Genomic DNA, 17,202 nt, shown 5'->3' on the forward strand with positions numbered 1-17,202 from the left:
GATCGAGTTTCGAGTTGTGGGCTTCGAGCTGCGAGTCTTGCTATTCGTAGCGCAGGGCCTCGGCGGGTAGGACGCTGGCGGCGGAGTGTGAGGGATAGAGGGTCGCGAGCAGTGCGGTGATGAGGGAGAGTGCGGCGACGGCGAGGGCGTCGATGATGCGTGGCGCGAAGGGGAGATAGTCGATGGAGTAGATGCTGGCGTCGAGCTGGATGAACTTGTAGTGCGAGCCGGCGAGGGAGGCGGCGTAGCCGACTACGAGGCCGAGCACCGTGCCGATGCCGCTAATCAGCAGGCCTTGCGCGAGGAAGATGCGGCGGATCTGCGAGGCGTCGACGCCGAAGCTCATCATGACGGCGATGTCGCGGGTCTTCTCCATCACCATCATGGTGAGGGCGATGAGGATGTTGAGCGCGGCGACGACGACGATGAGCGCGAGCACGATGAAGGTGACGACCTGCTCGAGCTTGAGGGCGCGGAAGAGCTCGCGGTTCTGCTCCATCCAGTTGGTGGCCTGGAAGCCGTTGCCGGCAACCTGCTCGAGCGCGTGGCCGACCTGCTGGGCTTTGTAGAGATCGTCGAGTTTGAAGCTGATGACGGAGATGACGTCGGGCTCGGAGAAGAGATGCTGCGCGTCGGCGAGGCGCATGAAGGCGTAGCTGGAGTCGTACTGGTAGAAGCCGGAGTTGAAGATGCCGACGACGCGGAAGTGCTCGTAGCGGGGGATGAGGCCGAGGGGTGTGAGCTCGCCCTGCGGGGAGGTGACGAGGAGGGAGTCGCCGACCTCGGCGCCGAGGGTGGTGGCGAGGTCCTGGCCGATGACGATTGGTTTAGGGATTAGGGGAGAGGGATTAGGGATTAGGGTCGTCGGTTGGAGTTCACCGTAGGAGCCTTGCTTGATGGATTGGAGAAGGTTGCCGGTCTTGAGTTCGTCGTCGGGGAGGATGCCTTTGATGAGGGCGCCGCCGGATCGGGGACCGCGCGAGATGAGGACCTGGCCGTAGAGGCCGGGGGCGGCGGCGAGGACGTGCGGCTGGTGCTGGAGCTTGTCGAGCAGGGGACGCCAGTTGTCGATGCCGTCGCCCGCGGTCTTCATCAGGAGGACGTGTGCGGTGGAGCCGACGAGGCGGTCCTGGAGGTCGCGCCGCATGCCGTTGGTGATGGCGAGCGCGATGATGAGCGAAGCCACGCCTGCAGCGACGCCGATGACGGAGATCAGCGTGATGAGACCGACGACGGCCTGACGACGGCGCGCGCGGAGATAACGCGCGGCGATAAAGAGCTCAAAGCGCATGCAGGTTCCAGCATACTTGCGGTTTCGAGCGGGACGACTCTAGTTTGTGGTGCCGGCTCCGGCTGCGGTGGCTTTCTTTGCGGGAACCTGCACGAGCAGGCCCATGGTGTCGGTCTCGACCTTCAGGGTTTGCTCAGCATCGCCGTAGGTCTGCACGGTCTTCTCTTCGAAGTGGCTGGGCGGTGTGATGCCTTTGGCGTTTTCGACCTCGATCTGTCTGGTGTCGCGGGCGCCGCTTACGGTGAGGGCGTAGGTGTCTTCGGGGACGTAGGGGAAGTGGAACTGCTGGTCGTCGGGACGGACACTGACCGAGGTGAGCTCTTCGCGGTCGTCGGCGTGGAGGAGCTTGACGGTGCCGGTGTTGACGGTGTGCCCGTCAGGGGCGAGCAGGGAGCCGGAGACCGGGTGCAGCTTGCTCAAGGGCACAGTGAGGTTCGCGTCGGCGATCTCCTGTCCTGCCGTTGCGTCGATCACGATAGCGTCGCGCCGGCGGAGTACGCTGCCAGAGTAGATGGGCAGCGAGAACCAGGTGCGCGTCATGTTCATCTGAACGGCCCCTTTGCCATCCGGTGAGGGCATCGACATGGTGCTGTGGTCATTGAGGGAGAGATTGGCGACGACGATGTACTTGCCGGGAGGGACAGCGTCGATGCGGAAGCGCCCCTGATCGTCGGTGGGCGGGGTGTAGAAGCCGGTCTGGAACTCCTTCTTGTACTCGCCCTTTTCATTGGCCAGCAGAAGGTCGACGCGGAGGCCGATGGCGGGTGAGCCGTCGTCGTAAAGCACGCTGCCGGAGACGGCTGCACCGCGCTGCAGGACGCTATCGGCCTGCGTGGTGGCATGTGCTGCGACTCGCACGATCTGGAGGTCGCGCTGCATGCGCTGTTGCACATCCGGTGCGGGCTTGGAGAGTTGTGCTCCGGTGAAGGAGGTGAGGGGCGTGATGTACCCGATGTAGTCGACGCGCAGGTAGTAGTCGCCGGGGACGACGTTGTGGAGGGTGTAGGCGCCACTCATGTCGGTTTCGACGGGAGGAAGCTGGCTGCCTTGCGCCACGCCGTCTGTGGGGCCGGTCCTCTCGCTCTCCGTGAGGGCCGTGGGCACCACCGGAACGAGGCGAACCTCTGCGACGCGGGCGGGGCGCTGTGTGTCTGAGCAGGTGATGTGGCCGGTGACCGAACCGTAGTCCTCGTTACGTGGAACGCGTGTGGGCGAACTTTGCGCTGCTGACGACAGTGACACGGCGAACAGCGGAAGGGCGAACAGGACAGCAACGGCAGAACGCATGGATCCGGCTCCCGGGAGTGAATTGAGCTCAACGGCACTGCGGAATCGTATAGCGGGTTCGACGAGGCTGGTTGGATGAGGTGAGCTGTGCGGGTGGGTCAGTTCGCCAGCACGGCGCGGTAGCGGACCTTGTTCTTCTTCACGGCTTCGATGGCTTTGCTGGCGTCCTTCATGGGGAATCGCTGGGTCATCGCTACTACGTTGTGGCGGGCGGCGACGTCAAGCATCTCGGCGAGGTCGTGCGGGCTGCCGGTGTTGCTTCCGGCGAGGCCGCGGTCCTTGCCCAGAAGGCTCGACGCTGAGATGGCTACGGGCGAGGGTGAAGCTCCGAGCAGGACCAGCGTTCCGCGGGGGCGGAGGGCGTTGATGAAGCCCTGGAAGTCCTGATCGGCGGAGACGGTCGAGAGGATGAGGTCGAAGGAGCTTTCGAGCTTCTTGAGGCCCTTGCTGTCGCGGGTATTGACGAAGTGGTGGGCGCCGAGTGTCTTTGCCTCCTCTTCTTTGTCCTTGGAGCTGGAGAAGGCGGTGACCTCGCAGCCGAAGACCTTGGCGAACTGGATGCCGAGGTGGCCGAGTCCGCCGATACCGACGACGCCGACGCGGCTCGAGGGCCGGGCGAGGAAGTTCTTGAGCGGCGAGTAGACGGTGATGCCGGCGCACATGAGCGGGGCGACGCCTTCGCTGGGCAGCGACTCGGGCACGGGGATGGCGAACTTTGCCTGCACGCGGACGGCGTCGGCGTAGCCACCGTGGCGGCCGACGCAGGTGGGCTGCACCCTGGGGCAGAGCTGCTCCTGGCCCTGGCGGCACCATTCGCACTCACCGCAGGAGCCTGCCTGCCAGCCGACGGCTACACGCTGGCCTGGCTGCAGCGAGGTGACATCGCTGCCGACGGCGGTAACTTCGCCCACGATCTCGTGGCCGGGGATGAAGGGGTACCTGGAGATCTGCCAGTCGTTGTTGATGAGATGGATGTCGGAGTGGCAGACACCGCAATGGCTGATCTTGATTTCGACGTCGTGAGGACTGAGGTCTTCGACAACGTATTTGAACGGCAGCAGTTGTGCACCAGCGGCGTGAACGGCAAGGCCATGGATCTCAGACTTCACGACGGAAGGCCCCCTCGCACCAACGTCTCGACAAATAGGACTTGCGGCGCAGTGTTTTGAGAGTACACCAGAATTTTTGGGACTCGACCTTGCAAGTTGTAGTGCTGATGATGATAATTGTGCCGCGCCTCTGGTCGGGACAGTCCCCCACCGGCTGATTCCCTGGATAGGAGGCGCGATTTGAAGGCAATGGGTCGCCGGCACCCCCTGGCGACCCATTGTTTTGCAACATGCTCGGGTCAAAGCGGGGAGTTAAACCGGAGACCCCTGTCGTCGTCTAACCTAGTTGCGTTACAGGCAAAGAGGCGGGCGTATGTCGATGAGGATGAGTCGCGGGTGGCGGAGCTCCATGTTGTTGGCGGGACTGTTGATGGCGGGCGGTCCGGGCTGGGGGCAAAGCACGTCGCAGACTCCGGGTGATCAGAAGCCTGGCCAGCAGACTCCCGCACCGCAGGGAACGCCGGATGATGCCGGGCCGAACACGGATTCCGGTGGCATTGTGCTGGGGAAGAAGAAGGAAGCCGACACGCCACCTCCGGCGCCTGCTGAGGAGAAGGTGGCGAACCCCAACGGCGAGGTCTTCTCACTGCGCGTGGACGTGCCGGTGGTGAACCTCGACGTATCGGTGTTGCTGGACAAGAACCACCAGTTCGTCCCGGGGCTGAAGCAAGGGAACTTCCTCGTGACGGAGGACGGTGTGGAGCAGCAGGTGGCGACGCTGCGGATGTCGAAGACACCGATCACGGCGGTGATGTTGCTGGAGTTCGCAGCGAACTCGTGGGCGTTCATCCAGGACATGCAGAACGCTTCGGCGAGCTTCTTCCGGACCATGCAGCCCGAGGACTACGTGGCGGTCGCGACGTATGACATGCAGACGCATATCCTGTGCGACTTTACGAACGATCGCGACACGGTGCGGCAGGCGCTGCAGAGCATGGTGATACCGACGTTCAGCGAGACGAATGAGTTCGATGCGCTCTACGAGACGCTTGACCGGTTGACGCGGATTGAAGGCCGCAAGTACATCGTGCTGATCTCGAGCGGTCGGGACACGCTCTCACGGCTGACGTGGGACCAGATGATGGCGAAGATCAAGGCCACACCCAACGTGACGATCTTCACGGTGAGTACGGGCGGATTCGTTCGCGAGCTGCGCGGAGGCATGGGCGGATCCCGCGATATGAGCTACCTGCAGGCCGATAACGAGATGAAGACCATCGCCGCGATGACCGGCGGCATGCATTTCGCTCCGATCTTCCAGGGAGAGCTGCCGGATATCTTCGGACAGATCAACCAGTCGATTCGCAACCAGTACGTGCTGACCTACCGGCCGACGAACAGCAAGAACGATGGCAGCTATCGCAAGGTGAAGGTCTACCTGGTGGACAACGAAGGCAAGCCGATGAAGATGGTCGACGAGAAGGGCAAGCCGCTGAAGTACTCGATCATTGCGCGGGATGGATATAAGGCGAAGCTGCCGGTGGAGTAGCGCTCGCTGGCGCAAGACGATGGGGCCGCCGCATTTTGATTGCGACGGCCCCGTTTTTCTGGGCGCGATCAGGCCAGGACTGCTGCGGAGACCTTCGGAAAATCGATCTCGGGTTCTGTGGCGTTGTTGAAGTAGTTGGTGAAGACGTTGAGTGCGACGTGGGCGAGGATCTCAGCGATCTCTCCGTCGGAGAAGCCGGCAGCGCGGACGGCGTCCACATCGGCAGCGGTCACCTTCCCTCGCGTTGCGACGACCTTGTGCGCGAACGTGAGGGCCGCAGTGGTCTTGTGATCGGTGCCTTTGCCTTCGCGGCTGGCGATGATCTCTTCGGGCTTGAGGCCGACCATCTTGCCGATGGCGCTGTGTGCGGAAAGGCAGTAATCGCAGCCGTTTTCCTGCGAGACGGCGAGGGCGAGCTGCTCGCGAAGCCTGGCGTCGAGCTGGCCATGGGCCAGGGCACCGCTGAAGCCGAGGTAGCCTTCAAGCACCGCCGGCGAGTTGGCCATGACGCGAGTGAGGTTGGGGACGATGCCCAGCTTGGCTTTGACGGCGCTGAGGAGGTCATGGGCTTTTCCGGTAGAGGTGGCGGGATCGATCACTGAAAGACGGGACATGGTGTTTCTCCTTGGACCGGGCCGGTGGGTCGTGCCTCAGTCGGTTCTGCATACATAGATACCGACCGATCGGTAAAGTTGCGAGATTATTTCCTGAGCCCTGGAATGAATCCCTACCGAAGGTTCGGCATATATAAAGAGGGGGAGGATTCAGCGATGGCGCACCGAACGATCAGCGACGACGAGCTTCTCACCCGGGCCCTGGAGCTGTTCCGGACCTTTGGGTTTGAGGGCGTGAGCCTGAAGCAGCTGGCGGAGGCTACGGGACTCGAAAAGGCGAGCCTCTACTACAGGTTTCCCGGCGGCAAGGATGAGATTGCCATGGCGGTGGTGACTTGGGTTGCGGGCGGGATGCAGCAGCTGATCTTCGATCCGCTGGCTACTGGTGGAGGCACAGCGCGGCGGCGGGTGCAGCTCATCTGCGAGCGTCTGCGCGAGTTCTATGGCTGCGGGTTGAAGTCCTGCGTCTTCGACCTCATGTCCATCCCGGGCGCTTCACAGGAGCTGAAGGAGGCGCTGCGGGCAACGATGCAGGCGTGGCTGGACGCCTTTGCGGCAGTTGCGAAGGAGGCGGGGATCTCCGGTGCGCAGGCTCGCGCGCGGGCGGAGGAGGCCATCACACGCATCGAGGGGGGGCTGGTGCTCTCACGGGTGATGGGGGACGGAGCACCGTTCGAGCGCGCCTTGAAGGCCGTGCCGGAGTTGCTGGGCACGGCCTGAAGGCTACAGGATCGGGGGAATGTACTCGTTGCGGCCGTGGATGGGGCCAAGGGCGAGGACGATGAGGCCGAGGATCAGGACGGCTCCTTCGACGCGGGTCGAGCGGACGTGGAGCTTCTGGAAGTCGTCGTAGGCCGGAACGCCGGGGCTGGATTTTGTCACATCGCCGCCGAGGGCGTTGCGGTCGGTGTCCATGCGCGGAATGATCGACATCTGCGAGTACATGGTGAGGGTGAGCATGACCGCTGCCAGGACCACCTCGGCGACGCGGGTGGGGTGACCGTCGCGGCGGGTTGCAAGCATGACGAGCGTGGCGAGCAGGTAGATGAGGCCTGCGCCAAGGCCGATACGATGGATCGCAATGAGCGACCCACGCACGATCTGCCCAGCCAGAAATGGCGTGGGCAGTGTGCTGAAGGCGATGGCGGCGACGACGATGAAGAAGGCGAGTCCACCGACCCAGGCGGCGAGGGCGTAGGTCCGGAGGATACGAAGAACAGTCAGCATCAAGCGGCTCCGGTGGGGGTGGTGGGGCCGGAGGACTTGTCTGCCTTGTCCGGCTGCCCTGCAGCTGCGTTGCTGGAGCGGTTGAGCGCGCGGCGAAGTACGGCCTCCAGCGCAGCCTTATGCTCCAGGTATTCGTCCTCGGAGATGTGCTTTTGCAGCCGTTCTGTCTCGAGCGCGAAGAGCTCTTCCTTCATCGCGGAAAGGATGTGCTGGTCCGACGAGATGGGGGCGGCGGGACGGTGGGGCTGCAGGGGCGAAGCATAAACGGGATTCTGCGCCGAGCCAGCCTGGGCGCCATCCGTTCCGGACGGAGCGCGGAGCATGAAGCCCGCTCCGATGGCGAGCAGGAGCACGAAGCCGCCCAGGATGAACCATTTGTACTTGCCCCAGGGGTCGCGGTCTCCGTTGGGGTCGAGGGGGTTGCCGAGACCACCGCCGGGGCGGGTGTCGGCGGTCGCTGCCTGGCCAGGGTCAGCGCCGCCGGAGGGTGCTCCGGCCTCGGCGGGAGCTCCACCGCCGGGGGTGGAACCCTGTGCGGGACCCTGCGGCTGCAGGGATCCGGTGCCTGAGATCGAGAAGCTCAGGGTGGAATCGCCTGCGATCTGCGTAGCGGTCCAGGTCTGAGCGTTTCCGTTGTCGGCGCTGGCTGCCTGCTGCGCGAAGTTGGCGCCGCGGCCGGACTTGAAGGTGACGCTGGGCGGCAGCAGGACCGCGAGTGTGGCTACCGGCTGGACGATGTGGAGCGGGATCTCCGCCTTGCCGTTGTAGGGAAGGTCATAGAAGATGCCGAACTGCGTCTCGCCCGGGCGGATGGGGAAGATGAAGGTGTAGTGGTTGGCGTCGCCCACGGGCGTTGCGGTTGCCGGGACGGGGAGCTGGTCGCGCATGGCGACGGTGCGCACGATGTGTGCGTTGGGCGGAAGGTAGAAGTCGTAACCCTTGGGGCCGAACTGGGTCTTGGCAGGCTGCGACTGGTTGGTCACCTGGATGACCTCGACGACCTGCAGCTTGTCGGCGGAGGTCTCGACGTGAAGCTCCTGCACGGTGGTGGAGACGCCGGCGACGACGGGTGCTGCGTCATAGACGTCTACGGTGACGTCGTGCGTGGTGGGCTGGAGCGGAGCGAAGTAGCTGGCCTTGTCGTGCGTGACGCGGATGAGGTGCATCGCGTCGTCCGGCACATCGAGCTTGAAGTGACCGTGGGCGTCGGTGGTGGTCGAGATGACCTCTTCCATGCCCGTGGTGAGCTTCAACAGGGTGACGGTGTCGCCGGCCGAGGGCTTGCCCACGGTGCGGTTGGTCACGTTGCCCGTCACCGGGCCGGAGGCGTGAGCCAGGAGCGGGAGGGAGAGAAGGAGGGCGAGAAGTCGCAGCGATGGGGTGATTCGTCCGGGTCCGTACACGAGTCAAGGATACGGCAGAGAGTGCCATGGTGGCCGGTGATATGGCGCACAGCGGCTCGTGGCGTCAGCCGCCGAGGGAATCCATCTCTTCGACGACCGCTGCGGCTTCGCTCTCGAGCGCGTTGCGCTGGGCGAGGAAGTCGGCTTCGGGGTACTTGCCAGCCTTGTTCTCGAAGTTCAGGTCGCGCAGGTTCTCGTAGATGGAGTCTTTCCGTTCGCGAAGGTAATCGAGGCGCGACTTCTCCACCGTCGGTGCGGTAAGAGGCTGCGGCCAGAAGACATAGGCGAAGCAGACAGCAACCAGGATGAGCGCGGGAAGGACGGCGGAGAGATCCATGTCGGGTGAAGCCTTTCGGGTTCGGTGGGGCATTGCCAGCCAAGCGGACTTCATCGGCGTGCTTAGCGTCCAATCTATATTGTAGGTGCGCCGGTCCGGATCGGCGTGTGACCCGACGCACCAACTTTCCCGCAGTGCTGAACCTTCGCGCCGAAACCGTTGCCTTGGCGCAGCAGCAAAGGACAACTTGAGCTTGAGACCGGCAGTGGTTCGATGGGGCAGGACGATGTGCGCGGCAGTGGTCGCAGGTGCTCTTGGCGTGGCGATGGCTGCGGCGCAGCCGCAGGGGAATTCGCAGGCAAGCCAGCACAGCGCGGCGCTGAACTTCGATCCCATGGTGCGGCGCGGGTATGACCGCTTCTACGAGATGGACTTCGATGGAGCGCAGCGGATCTTCGAACAGGTGGCGCAGGGGCACCCCAACGATGCGATGGCGTATGACTACCTGCTGCTGACGCATGTGTTTCGTGCGCTGTATCAGCAGGACCTGCTGGACACCACGTATTACGCGCATGACAGCTTTCTCTCGACCAAGCGGCAGGTGGACATTCCTGCCAACGAGCGGAGGGCGATCGAGGACCTGCTGGCGAAGGTGACCGCGTTGACCGATGCGGCGCTGAAGGCCAATCCCAACGACAAGGATGCGCTGTTCGAGCGGGGATATGCGAAGGGGATGCATGCGGCGTTCATTACGCTGGCGGACCACAGCTTTGCGGCAGCGGCGCGTCAGGGGTACTCGGCGCGCAACGACTGCGAGACGGTGCTGAAGCTCGACCCGCAGTATGCGGACGCCAAGATGGCGGTGGGGATCCAGCAGTTTGCGGTGGCGAGCCTGCCGGGCTGGGTGCGGATGATCGTCGGCATCATGGGCGTGGGTGGATCGAAGCAGCGCGGCATTGCGCTGCTGCGCGACGCGGCGGCGCATGGCGTGGTGACGAGTGTGGAGTCGCGTACGGCGCTGTCGTTGTTTCTGCGGCATGATGGGCGTTATCCCGAGGCGCTGGAGGTGGAGCGTGGGCTCGCGGCACAGTATCCGCACGACTATCTCTTCCGGCTCGAAGAGGCCAATCTGTTGAAGGACGAAGGGCATGGGCTGGATGCGATCGCGGAGTACCACAAGGTGCTGGACGATGCGGCGAAGCCGGGGTACTTCGTGGATGCGCGGCTGCAGCTGGCGTGGTTCGGCATGGCCGACACGCAGCGTGGATACAACGACCTGAAGGGTGCGCAGGAGGGGTACCTGAAGGTGGTGCAGCAACCGAACTGCAGCGACTGGCTGAAGAAGCGGGCGTGGCTATATGAGGGCCAGGTGAGCGACATGCTGCATGATCGTCCGGCGGCGGTGCATGCGTACCAGCAGGTGCTGGCGACGGGCGGCGATCAGTCGCAGGCGGATGCCGCGCGGCGGTATCTGAAGACGCCGTATAGCGGGAAGTAGAGAAACAGCAGAACGGCAGAACAGCAGAACAGCGGAACAGATACGAGCAGAGAGTTCTTGGGCAGCGGTTGCAGGGAACCAAATCGATCGATATCCCGTATGAAACAATGTTGGATTGAGGAGGCGAATATGACCTGTAACGTATGTGGCAAGACAATGGATTCGGGTGTTCGCTTCTGCAGCCAGTGTGGCGCGACCATGAACTTTCAAGCCGTGCCCCCGGTGCAGACGCGACTTTATCGTCCGCGGCAAGGGCGCGCGATTGCGGGCGTCTGCGCGGGCTTTGCACTGCGGTATGGGTGGGACGTGACGCTGGTGCGTATCGCCCTGCTGCTGCTGGTGGTCTTCGGTTGTGGCTCGCCGATTGTGGCGTATCTGATCGCGTGGATTGCGATGCCGAACGAGCCGATTGGCATGCCGCCGTATGTGATGTATGCACCTGCCGGCGGAGCTCCGCCTATGCCTCCTGCGCCGCCCGCGGCGCCTTACTCCGAACAGACAGGAACGAACGCTTCGTGAACGAGAGTACGACGAACAGCATGAACGATCTGGGGCCTCGGCCCTTCGCTTACAACGGTCCACGCCTGGAGGTCTCGGGCGTGGATCTTGTTTCGCTGGCTGAGCAGTACGGCACGCCGCTGTATGTGTACTCGGCCGACAATGTGCGGTCGCGCGTGGAGCTGTTGCAGCGTGCGTTTGCAGGCGTCGATCACACGCTTTGCTATGCGGTGAAGGCGAACAGCTCGCTGGCGCTGTTGAAGCTGCTGGGCGAGATGGGTTGCGGCTTCGACATTGTGAGTGGCGGTGAGCTGGAGCGCGTGCATCGCGCGGATGCCGAAGCGCAGTCGCGCGTGGTGTTTTCTGGTGTGGGTAAGCTGGCGTGGGAGATCGATGCTGCGTTGGAAGCCGGCATTTTGATGTTCAACGTGGAGAGCGAAGCTGAGGTTGAGCTGCTCTCGGCTCGCGCGCAAGCGTTAGGTCGCACGGCGCGGATGGCGCTTCGTGTGAATCCGGATGTCTTTGCGGAGACGCATCCGTATATCTCGACCGGGATGAGCGAGCACAAGTTCGGGATCGCGATCGCGCGGGCGCGGGCGATCTATGCGCATGCAGCGAAGCTGCCGGGGCTGGAGCCTGCGGGCGTGAGCGTGCACATCGGCTCGCAGATTCGCGATGTGGCTCCGTTTGCGGAGTCGGTGAAGCGGGTGCGGCAGCTGATCGAAGAGCTGCGCGCGGATGGGCTGAACATTCGCTACCTCGATGCGGGTGGCGGGTTTGGCATCGAGTATGGCCGCAAGGCGTTCGATCCTGCGGAGCGTGTGACGGCGTATGCGGCGGCGATCAAGGAAGTGATTGCGGGCCTGGGCGTGCATCTGCTGCTGGAGCCGGGGCGGTTCATCATCGCGCAGGCGGGAGCGCTGCTGACGCGGGTGATTGCGGTGAAGCAGAACGGTGCGAAGCGGTTTGTGATCACCGATGCAGCGATGAATGACCTGATCCGTCCGGCGCTGTACCAGGCGCACCATGAGATCGTGCCGTTGGAGCTGCGCGGGCGTGCGGCGCAGGTGGCGGATATTGTAGGGCCGGTGTGCGAGTCGGGCGACTTTTTCGCGCGAGATCGTGAGACTGAGGCGCTGGAGGCGGGCGACCTGGTCGCCCTGCTGGATGCGGGAGCGTATGGGATGAGCTTGAGCTCGAACTACAACACCCGCGGCCGGGCTGCGGAGGTGTTGGTTGAGGGTGGGAAAGCGCGGTTGATCCGGCGGCGGGAGACGGTGGAGGAGATGCTGGCTGGCGAGGTGTTGTAGGACTCTGAACCGGGGCTGGAAAAAGCGATGCGGCGTGAGGTTGTCTGCTGGCGAGTTTCGTTGATCGTAGCGATTGGCGCGGTTGCTGCGGCGGCCTATGTGTCGTGGTGGGAACTCGATCCGGCTTATGCCGTGTTGTTAATCCCGGTCGTTCTGGTGATGCTTGTACTCGCATTTCTGGCTGGGAGAAGATCGGCCCTGCGCTCCGCGGCGCTCGTTCTTGTCTTATTGGCTGCGTGTTTCGCGATCTTTCGGTATCGCGTGTTTGGCCACTATGTACGGTTCGAGGCTCGCTGGATCCTCCATCGGGATCATTTTGAGCGTGAGGTCCTGTCGAATCCCGACTCCCAACCAAGTGCCCACGATGTGAGGATGAAGGCGTGGGACCTGGCTGGCCGTTCGAACTTGGTTTATCTCGTGTTCGATCCAGAGGATCGGCTTCAGTTCGCCCCATATGTGGGGAAATGTCGTCGTAGCTCCGCACTGCCGATTGATGCACTAGAGATTTGGCGCCTCGAACAACGCTGGTACGCGGTCGTCCTTTACAGCGACGGTGCCGCTTTTCCTTGCCAAGTGCGTCCTTGATTGGGGATTCCGTCGGAATATGCCGCGCTTTCAGCGCTTGGGTGGTTTGGTAGAGCACCCTGGGGTTGCGCTTCGCTCCACCCCAGGCTGGTATGTGGTCGGGCCGCTGGCCCTTTTTCTTGTGGCGGGCCTTGACGAGGGGAATCTCCTGGTCGGCCGAATCTAGAATGAGGTGATGGTTGAGGTCACGCCTGAAGGTGTGACCTGCCGTTGGTGCCGGGGCGGGGAAGGTTCGCACACCCCTGCATGCTAGAATTTTCTCGGTGTTCTGGCTCCGATGTTGGGCATTCTGTGCCTTTTCCGGAGCGGCTGGCGAAGCTGGCTCACCCAAAAATCTGGATTGAGATTCGACGAGGTTGCAGCAATGTCCGGCCATTCAAAATGGGCAACAATCAAGCATAAGAAGGGCGCACTCGACGCCAAGCGTGGCAAGATCTTTACCCGCCTGATCAAGGAAATCACGGTAGCTGCCAAGGGCGGCGGTGGAGACCCGGACGGCAATCCGCGTCTGCGTACCGCGATTGCGGCGGCCAAGGCTGAGAACATGCCGGCGGACAACATCAAGCGCGCGATCCAGAAGGGTACGGGCGAGCTTGAGGGCGCGAACTACGAAGAGATCCAGTTCGAGGGCTACGGGCCGGGCGGCGTTGCCGTGATCGTGCAGTGCCTTTCGGACAATCGCAACCGCGCTGTGAGCGAGGTTCGGCATGCGTTTTCGAAGCATGGCGGCAACCTGGGTGAGACCGGCTCGGTGGGCTACATGTTCGCGAAGAAGGGCCTGCTGGTCGTCGAGAAGGATGCGGCGAGCGAGGACAAGCTGACGGAGATCGTGCTCGAGGCGGGCGCCGAGGACCTTTCGGAGTCCGGCGACTACTGGGAGATTACGACGGCTCCTGCGGACTTCAACGCCGTGAACGAAGCGGTGAAGGCTGCGAAGATCGAGACGCTCCAGGCTGAGATCACGATGGTGGCCTCGATTCACACGAAGCTGGAAGGTACGGCGGCGGCGCAGATGCAGCGTCTGCTGGATGCCCTCGAAGACCTGGACGACACGCAGAATGTGTACTCCAACTTCGATATGGACGAAGAGCCGGTAACGGCTTAGAGACAGGGCTCAGGGTCCAGGGTTTAGGGTCCAGAACCAGAGAGCCGCCACTCCGATGGCGGCTTTCGATTTGAGGAGACGAATTGCGCAATCGGTGGCTGGGAGTGTTGTTGAGTGGAGTGATGATGGCGGGAGCAGCGGCGAAGGCGCAGGCTCCGACCACAGTGACGCCGGTGGGCGCTCAGGCCAATCGGAACGCGTGGGTGGTCGGCGGGCTCTTCCAGGGCGGCATCGGGCTCACGGAGGACCGCAACAGCTTCCAGTTCTATATGGCGGGTGCGCACATCGGTAAGGTGCTGACGTCGGAGATTGGTACGGGGCGCCTGAAGGGCAACTTCGAGTACGGGATTGAGCTGTTTCCGTACTGGCAATCGAACACGCCGACCTTCCAGCGCGCGAACTGCTATGCAGCGCAGCAGCCGGGGACGACGCTGATCTCGCCGGGGCTGTATTGCTCGCCGCTGTTCAACGTGGGTGGGACGTACCACGGAGCTTCGGTTACGCCGATCATCCTGCGGTGGAACTTTACGCACGGACGCCGGTTGATGCCGTGGGTGCAGGGTGCGGGTGGTCTGCTGTACACGACGCACAAGTACCCGGCGTTTGGTTCGCCGATCCTGAACCTGAACAACGATGGTCCCAACACCGAGACGAGTGTGTTCAACTTCACTCCTCAGTTCGGTGTGGGAGCGCACTACTTTGTGAAGCCGAACCGTTCGGTAGACTTCTCGGCAAACGCGGTGCACATCTCGTCGGCGAGCCTGGGCGATAAGAACCCGGGTGTTAACGCAAGTGTGCAGTTCTCCGTGGGATATTCGTGGTGGAAGTGAGAAACAGCGGAACAGCGGAACAGCGGAACAGCTAAATAGCTGAGTAGCGAAACAGCAGAACAGCACGAAGAACTGACCATGGCAGAGTTGCAGATCATTGAGTGCGTACCGAACTTCTCCGAAGGTCGGGATCGGGGAACGGTCGAGGCGATCGTCCGCGCGATGCGTGTCGACGGGGTGGAGCTTCTCGACTATTCGCTGGACGGGGACCACAACCGCTCGGTGGTGACGATTGCCGGTGCGCCGGAGGCCGTCGTCGAGGCCGCGGTGCGTGGCGCCGGGAAGGCAGCGGAGCTGATCGACCTGCGTGGGCAGAGCGGCGAGCATCCGCGCATTGGAGCAGCGGACGTCATCCCGTTTGTGCCGGTCGCAGGGCTCTCGCTGGTGCAGTGCGCGATGCTGGCTCACCAGGCCGGGATGGCGTTGTGGAAGCGGTCGCACGTCCCTGTGTACTTCTATGAGGCTGCGGCGACGCGGCCGGATCGCGTGAACCTGGAAGATGTGCGGCGGGGCCAGTTCGAGGGCCTGGTGCGGGATGCCGCAAAGGACGCTGCGCGGCGTCCGGATGTGGGCGGCCCGGAGCCGCATGCGAGTGCGGGAGCCAGCGCGGTCGGGGCGCGCAAGTTTCTGATCGCCTACAACATCTACCTGACGACGCAGTCGTCGGGTCCCGATGTGGGACAGGCGCGTTCGATCGCGAAGGAGATCCGCGCGTCGGGCGGAGGCCTTTATGGCGTGAAGGCGATGGGTGTGCTCGCGAATGGCCGCGCGCAGGTGAGTATGAACATCACCGACTTCCAGCGGACGCCGATGTCGCGTGTCTACGACACTGTCCGCGAGATCGCAGAGAAGCATGGAGCGACGCTGGCCGAAGGCGAACTGATCGGTTTGATTCCGGAGCAGGCGTATGAACCGAACTCGGAATGGGTACGTCAAACACACCAGTTCGATCCGGAAGAGAAGGTTCTCGAACGCAGACTGAAGCATCCTCTGGCCTGGCCGTAAGAGTCCAGACAGGGCCGGTGTAGCCGGTGGGCGATCGATTGAGAAGGAAGCGATCGAAACAGGATTTGAAGCGACAGCGGTGGATTGGCGTAGAGTGATCTCGAGGCCGGTCGTACAGCCGCGAAGCGACAGGAGCGACGGACATATGGCGATGAGCATGATGAAGTGGGCCGCAACGTTGGGGGCGGTGGTTTTGGCGGGGGCTCCGGCTCTGCACGCGGCGCAGCTGAGCGGCGACGCACGGTCGTCGATCCCGAAGGACGTGCAGCAGGTCATCGTGGTGGACTACCGGGCGATGCAGAACTCGCCGGCAGCGATGCAGCTGAAGGACCACGTGCTTCCTCCGGAGCTGAAGCGGCTGGAGACGGCGCTGAAGACGAGTGGCCTGAAGGTGGATCAGGATGCCGACACGCTGGCGTTTGCGGCCTTCCGCACGGGCGCCAGCTCGAACAGCGCGCGCATCCTCGGTGTGGCGCAGGGGCAGTTCCAGACGGCTTCGATCATGGCGTACTTCACGAAGAACAAGATCAAGCCGGTCATGGTCCGCAACAACCAGGTCTTCCCGATGGGGTCGAGCGGGATGAGCGTGTCGTTCCTGAACCAGACGACGATGGTCTTTGGCGACAAGGAAGCGGTGAAGGCGTCCCTCGATGCGCGTGACGGCCTGGCGCCGAACTTCCTGCAGAACGGCGACATGATGAACGAGATGAACATCGTCGATTCGCGCGCCGTGTGGAGCCTTCTGGATCAGAAGGGCACCCAGACGATGATGAAGAGCGTGATGGGCTCGGCGTCGCAGCTGGCGGACTACAACACGGTGCAGGCGGCGTTTCGCAGCTCGCGGTACACGATGGAGTTTTCCAACGGCGTGAAGTTCGACATGACGGTGGTGCTGAGCGACTCGATGACCGCGGCGACCGCAGCCACGGTGATGAAGGGTGTGATGATCCTGAAGAAGACCTCGGGTTCGCCGCTGGAGAAGAGCGCGCTGGATGAGACGCACGTCGACTCGACGGGCGGAGACCTGAACGTGGGCTACTCCTCGTCGGATAGCCAGTTTGCCAGCCTTCTGACCTCGCCGCTTTTCCAGCAGGTTGTGAAGTAAGAGCAAATCAGCTTGCATTACGAAAGGCGCCCTTCGGGGCGCCTTTGTATACTTTAGTACCGTATGGATCGGGTTGCTGCGTGGCTGATGGAGTGGTCTAGCTCGAGCGTCCAGCTTTGTTCAGAACGCCGAGTGCCTTGTAGACGAGGCCGAAGCTACCTACCCCTACGAAGCCAAAGGGTATCACGCCCAGCACCGCATTCACGATCTGATCGTTGTGGGAGTGCATCACTGTGTTCGCCGAAGCGAGCAGAGCATCCAATACGGGAAGCCGGCCGACGACGAACAGGGCGGCAGTGATGGCCAGGACCGAGTAGACAATGCCGCTGCGAACGGATCTCCGCTGGCGCGGCAGATCGGGATCGAGCTGAATTGCGTTGAGCATTGTGACCTCCATCCGGCTCTGCATTTCCTACTTTGGTTCTATCGGCGTTGTATGTGGGAGAACATTCCACGTTCGTGGGACGGACGAATCGCCCGCGATATCACACACTCTTCGCGCGTCGAAGGACGGGCCACGTCGGCGGGCGCAGGTGGCTCGGTGACGTGAACTGATGCAGGACTGACGA

The 17,202-nt window shown here is 62.9% G+C and carries 18 protein-coding genes and 1 pseudogene; 11 read left to right on the forward strand and 8 right to left on the reverse strand.

Annotated features, from left to right (window positions below; all coding sequences use genetic code 11):
- Window positions 1–40 precede the first annotated feature (40 nt).
- From C4S68_RS01275 to C4S68_RS01285, 3 genes are all read right to left on the reverse strand, one after another.
- Window positions 41–1,291, reverse strand: a complete 1,251-nt coding sequence (locus tag C4S68_RS01275) for an ABC transporter permease (protein WP_103931223.1) — start codon at window positions 1,289–1,291, stop codon at window positions 41–43.
- A 39-nt stretch (window positions 1,292–1,330) separates the two neighbouring features.
- A complete protein-coding gene (locus C4S68_RS01280; RefSeq protein WP_103931224.1) occupies window positions 1,331–2,578 on the reverse strand; it encodes a peptidase associated/transthyretin-like domain-containing protein in 1,248 nt (415 codons plus the stop codon).
- A gap of 98 nt (window positions 2,579–2,676) precedes the next feature.
- Complete coding sequence (locus C4S68_RS01285; RefSeq protein ID WP_235011273.1) at window positions 2,677–3,687, reverse strand: NAD(P)-dependent alcohol dehydrogenase; 1,011 nt, start codon at window positions 3,685–3,687, stop codon at window positions 2,677–2,679.
- Between the two features lie 349 nt (window positions 3,688–4,036).
- On the opposite strand from C4S68_RS01285, the gene C4S68_RS01290 reads away from it, so the two are divergent.
- Window positions 4,037–5,176, forward strand: coding sequence for a VWA domain-containing protein (locus tag C4S68_RS01290; protein ID WP_235011274.1), 1,140 nt, complete (start codon window positions 4,037–4,039; stop codon window positions 5,174–5,176).
- 68 nt (window positions 5,177–5,244) lie between these two features.
- On the opposite strand, the gene C4S68_RS01295 is transcribed toward C4S68_RS01290, so the two are convergent.
- Complete coding sequence (locus C4S68_RS01295) at window positions 5,245–5,790, reverse strand: carboxymuconolactone decarboxylase family protein (protein ID WP_103931226.1); 546 nt, start codon at window positions 5,788–5,790, stop codon at window positions 5,245–5,247.
- 156 nt (window positions 5,791–5,946) lie between these two features.
- Here C4S68_RS01295 and C4S68_RS01300 point away from each other — a divergent pair, with 156 nt between their 5' ends.
- Window positions 5,947–6,510, forward strand: coding sequence for a TetR/AcrR family transcriptional regulator (locus C4S68_RS01300; protein WP_103932101.1), 564 nt, complete (start codon window positions 5,947–5,949; stop codon window positions 6,508–6,510).
- Window positions 6,511–6,513: 3 nt separating this feature from the next.
- On the opposite strand, the gene C4S68_RS01305 is transcribed toward C4S68_RS01300, so the two are convergent.
- From C4S68_RS01305 to C4S68_RS01315, 3 genes are all read right to left on the reverse strand, one after another.
- Window positions 6,514–7,017: a DUF4149 domain-containing protein gene (locus C4S68_RS01305; RefSeq protein WP_103931227.1), complete on the reverse strand. Its 504-nt coding sequence runs from the start codon at window positions 7,015–7,017 to the stop codon at window positions 6,514–6,516.
- Entirely contained in the window at window positions 7,017–8,420 is a 1,404-nt protein-coding gene (locus C4S68_RS01310) for a peptidase associated/transthyretin-like domain-containing protein (RefSeq protein ID WP_103931228.1), read from the reverse strand. The genes C4S68_RS01305 and C4S68_RS01310 overlap by 1 nt, the downstream gene beginning before the upstream one ends.
- A 64-nt stretch (window positions 8,421–8,484) precedes the next feature.
- The gene (locus C4S68_RS01315) at window positions 8,485–8,757 is read right to left on the reverse strand and encodes a hypothetical protein (RefSeq protein ID WP_103931229.1); all 273 of its coding nucleotides are present in this window, start codon (window positions 8,755–8,757) and stop codon (window positions 8,485–8,487) included.
- Between the two features lie 226 nt (window positions 8,758–8,983).
- Here C4S68_RS01315 and C4S68_RS01320 point away from each other — a divergent pair, with 226 nt between their 5' ends.
- The 9 genes and pseudogenes from C4S68_RS01320 to C4S68_RS01355 all read left to right on the forward strand — a co-directional run bounded on the left by C4S68_RS01320 (window position 8,984) and on the right by C4S68_RS01355 (window position 16,633).
- The gene (locus tag C4S68_RS01320) at window positions 8,984–10,195 is read left to right on the forward strand and encodes a tetratricopeptide repeat protein (RefSeq protein ID WP_235011275.1); all 1,212 of its coding nucleotides are present in this window, start codon (window positions 8,984–8,986) and stop codon (window positions 10,193–10,195) included.
- 129 nt (window positions 10,196–10,324) lie between these two features.
- Window positions 10,325–10,387: pseudogene (locus C4S68_RS23890) on the forward strand (zinc-ribbon domain-containing protein); the annotation flags it as partial.
- 6 nt (window positions 10,388–10,393) lie between these two features.
- Window positions 10,394–10,714: a PspC domain-containing protein gene (locus tag C4S68_RS01325; protein ID WP_235011276.1), complete on the forward strand. Its 321-nt coding sequence runs from the start codon at window positions 10,394–10,396 to the stop codon at window positions 10,712–10,714.
- Between the two features lie 20 nt (window positions 10,715–10,734).
- Window positions 10,735–12,003, forward strand: a complete 1,269-nt coding sequence (gene lysA / locus C4S68_RS01330) for a diaminopimelate decarboxylase (protein ID WP_103932103.1) — start codon at window positions 10,735–10,737, stop codon at window positions 12,001–12,003.
- 27 nt (window positions 12,004–12,030) lie between these two features.
- On the forward strand, window positions 12,031–12,588 hold the full coding sequence (locus C4S68_RS01335) for a hypothetical protein (RefSeq protein ID WP_103931231.1): 558 nt from the start codon (window positions 12,031–12,033) through the stop codon (window positions 12,586–12,588).
- Window positions 12,589–12,952: 364 nt separating this feature from the next.
- Window positions 12,953–13,693, forward strand: a complete 741-nt coding sequence (locus C4S68_RS01340) for a YebC/PmpR family DNA-binding transcriptional regulator (RefSeq protein ID WP_103931232.1) — start codon at window positions 12,953–12,955, stop codon at window positions 13,691–13,693.
- Between the two features lie 83 nt (window positions 13,694–13,776).
- Complete coding sequence (locus tag C4S68_RS01345) at window positions 13,777–14,523, forward strand: acyloxyacyl hydrolase (protein WP_235011277.1); 747 nt, start codon at window positions 13,777–13,779, stop codon at window positions 14,521–14,523.
- A gap of 78 nt (window positions 14,524–14,601) precedes the next feature.
- Entirely contained in the window at window positions 14,602–15,528 is a 927-nt protein-coding gene (ftcD, locus tag C4S68_RS01350; RefSeq protein ID WP_103931234.1) for a glutamate formimidoyltransferase, read from the forward strand.
- A 145-nt stretch (window positions 15,529–15,673) separates the two neighbouring features.
- Window positions 15,674–16,633 (forward strand): hypothetical protein, encoded by a 960-nt coding sequence (locus tag C4S68_RS01355; protein ID WP_235011278.1) that lies wholly within the window; start codon window positions 15,674–15,676, stop codon window positions 16,631–16,633.
- A gap of 97 nt (window positions 16,634–16,730) precedes the next feature.
- Here C4S68_RS01355 and C4S68_RS01360 read toward each other — a convergent pair whose 3' ends face one another.
- The gene (locus C4S68_RS01360; RefSeq protein WP_146071968.1) at window positions 16,731–17,018 is read right to left on the reverse strand and encodes a hypothetical protein; all 288 of its coding nucleotides are present in this window, start codon (window positions 17,016–17,018) and stop codon (window positions 16,731–16,733) included.
- Window positions 17,019–17,202: the final 184 nt, after the last annotated feature.

The sequence above is a fragment of the Bryocella elongata genome (assembly GCF_900108185.1).
Taxonomy (GTDB): Bacteria; Acidobacteriota; Terriglobia; order Terriglobales; family Acidobacteriaceae; genus Granulicella; species Granulicella elongata.

Bases quoted from the DNA above. Each gene is read 5' to 3' on its own strand.
- C4S68_RS01355 (WP_235011278.1), top strand. From the start codon at position 15,674: ATGGCGATGAGCATGATGAAGTGGGCCGCAACGTTGGGGGCGGTGGTT.
- C4S68_RS01335 (WP_103931231.1), top strand. From the start codon at position 12,031: ATGCGGCGTGAGGTTGTCTGCTGGCGAGTTTCGTTGATCGTAGCGATT.
- C4S68_RS01275 (WP_103931223.1), bottom strand. From the start codon at position 1,291: ATGCGCTTTGAGCTCTTTATCGCCGCGCGTTATCTCCGCGCGCGCCGT.
- C4S68_RS01290 (WP_235011274.1), top strand. From the start codon at position 4,037: ATGTTGTTGGCGGGACTGTTGATGGCGGGCGGTCCGGGCTGGGGGCAA.
- C4S68_RS01315 (WP_103931229.1), bottom strand. From the start codon at position 8,757: ATGGATCTCTCCGCCGTCCTTCCCGCGCTCATCCTGGTTGCTGTCTGC.
- C4S68_RS01325 (WP_235011276.1), top strand. From the start codon at position 10,394: ATGAACTTTCAAGCCGTGCCCCCGGTGCAGACGCGACTTTATCGTCCG.
- C4S68_RS01300 (WP_103932101.1), top strand. From the start codon at position 5,947: ATGGCGCACCGAACGATCAGCGACGACGAGCTTCTCACCCGGGCCCTG.
- C4S68_RS01305 (WP_103931227.1), bottom strand. From the start codon at position 7,017: ATGCTGACTGTTCTTCGTATCCTCCGGACCTACGCCCTCGCCGCCTGG.
- C4S68_RS01340 (WP_103931232.1), top strand. From the start codon at position 12,953: ATGTCCGGCCATTCAAAATGGGCAACAATCAAGCATAAGAAGGGCGCA.
- ftcD (WP_103931234.1), top strand. From the start codon at position 14,602: ATGGCAGAGTTGCAGATCATTGAGTGCGTACCGAACTTCTCCGAAGGT.
- C4S68_RS01280 (WP_103931224.1), bottom strand. From the start codon at position 2,578: ATGCGTTCTGCCGTTGCTGTCCTGTTCGCCCTTCCGCTGTTCGCCGTG.
- C4S68_RS01360 (WP_146071968.1), bottom strand. From the start codon at position 17,018: ATGCTCAACGCAATTCAGCTCGATCCCGATCTGCCGCGCCAGCGGAGA.
- lysA (WP_103932103.1), top strand. From the start codon at position 10,735: ATGAACGATCTGGGGCCTCGGCCCTTCGCTTACAACGGTCCACGCCTG.
- C4S68_RS01320 (WP_235011275.1), top strand. From the start codon at position 8,984: ATGTGCGCGGCAGTGGTCGCAGGTGCTCTTGGCGTGGCGATGGCTGCG.
- C4S68_RS01295 (WP_103931226.1), bottom strand. From the start codon at position 5,790: ATGTCCCGTCTTTCAGTGATCGATCCCGCCACCTCTACCGGAAAAGCC.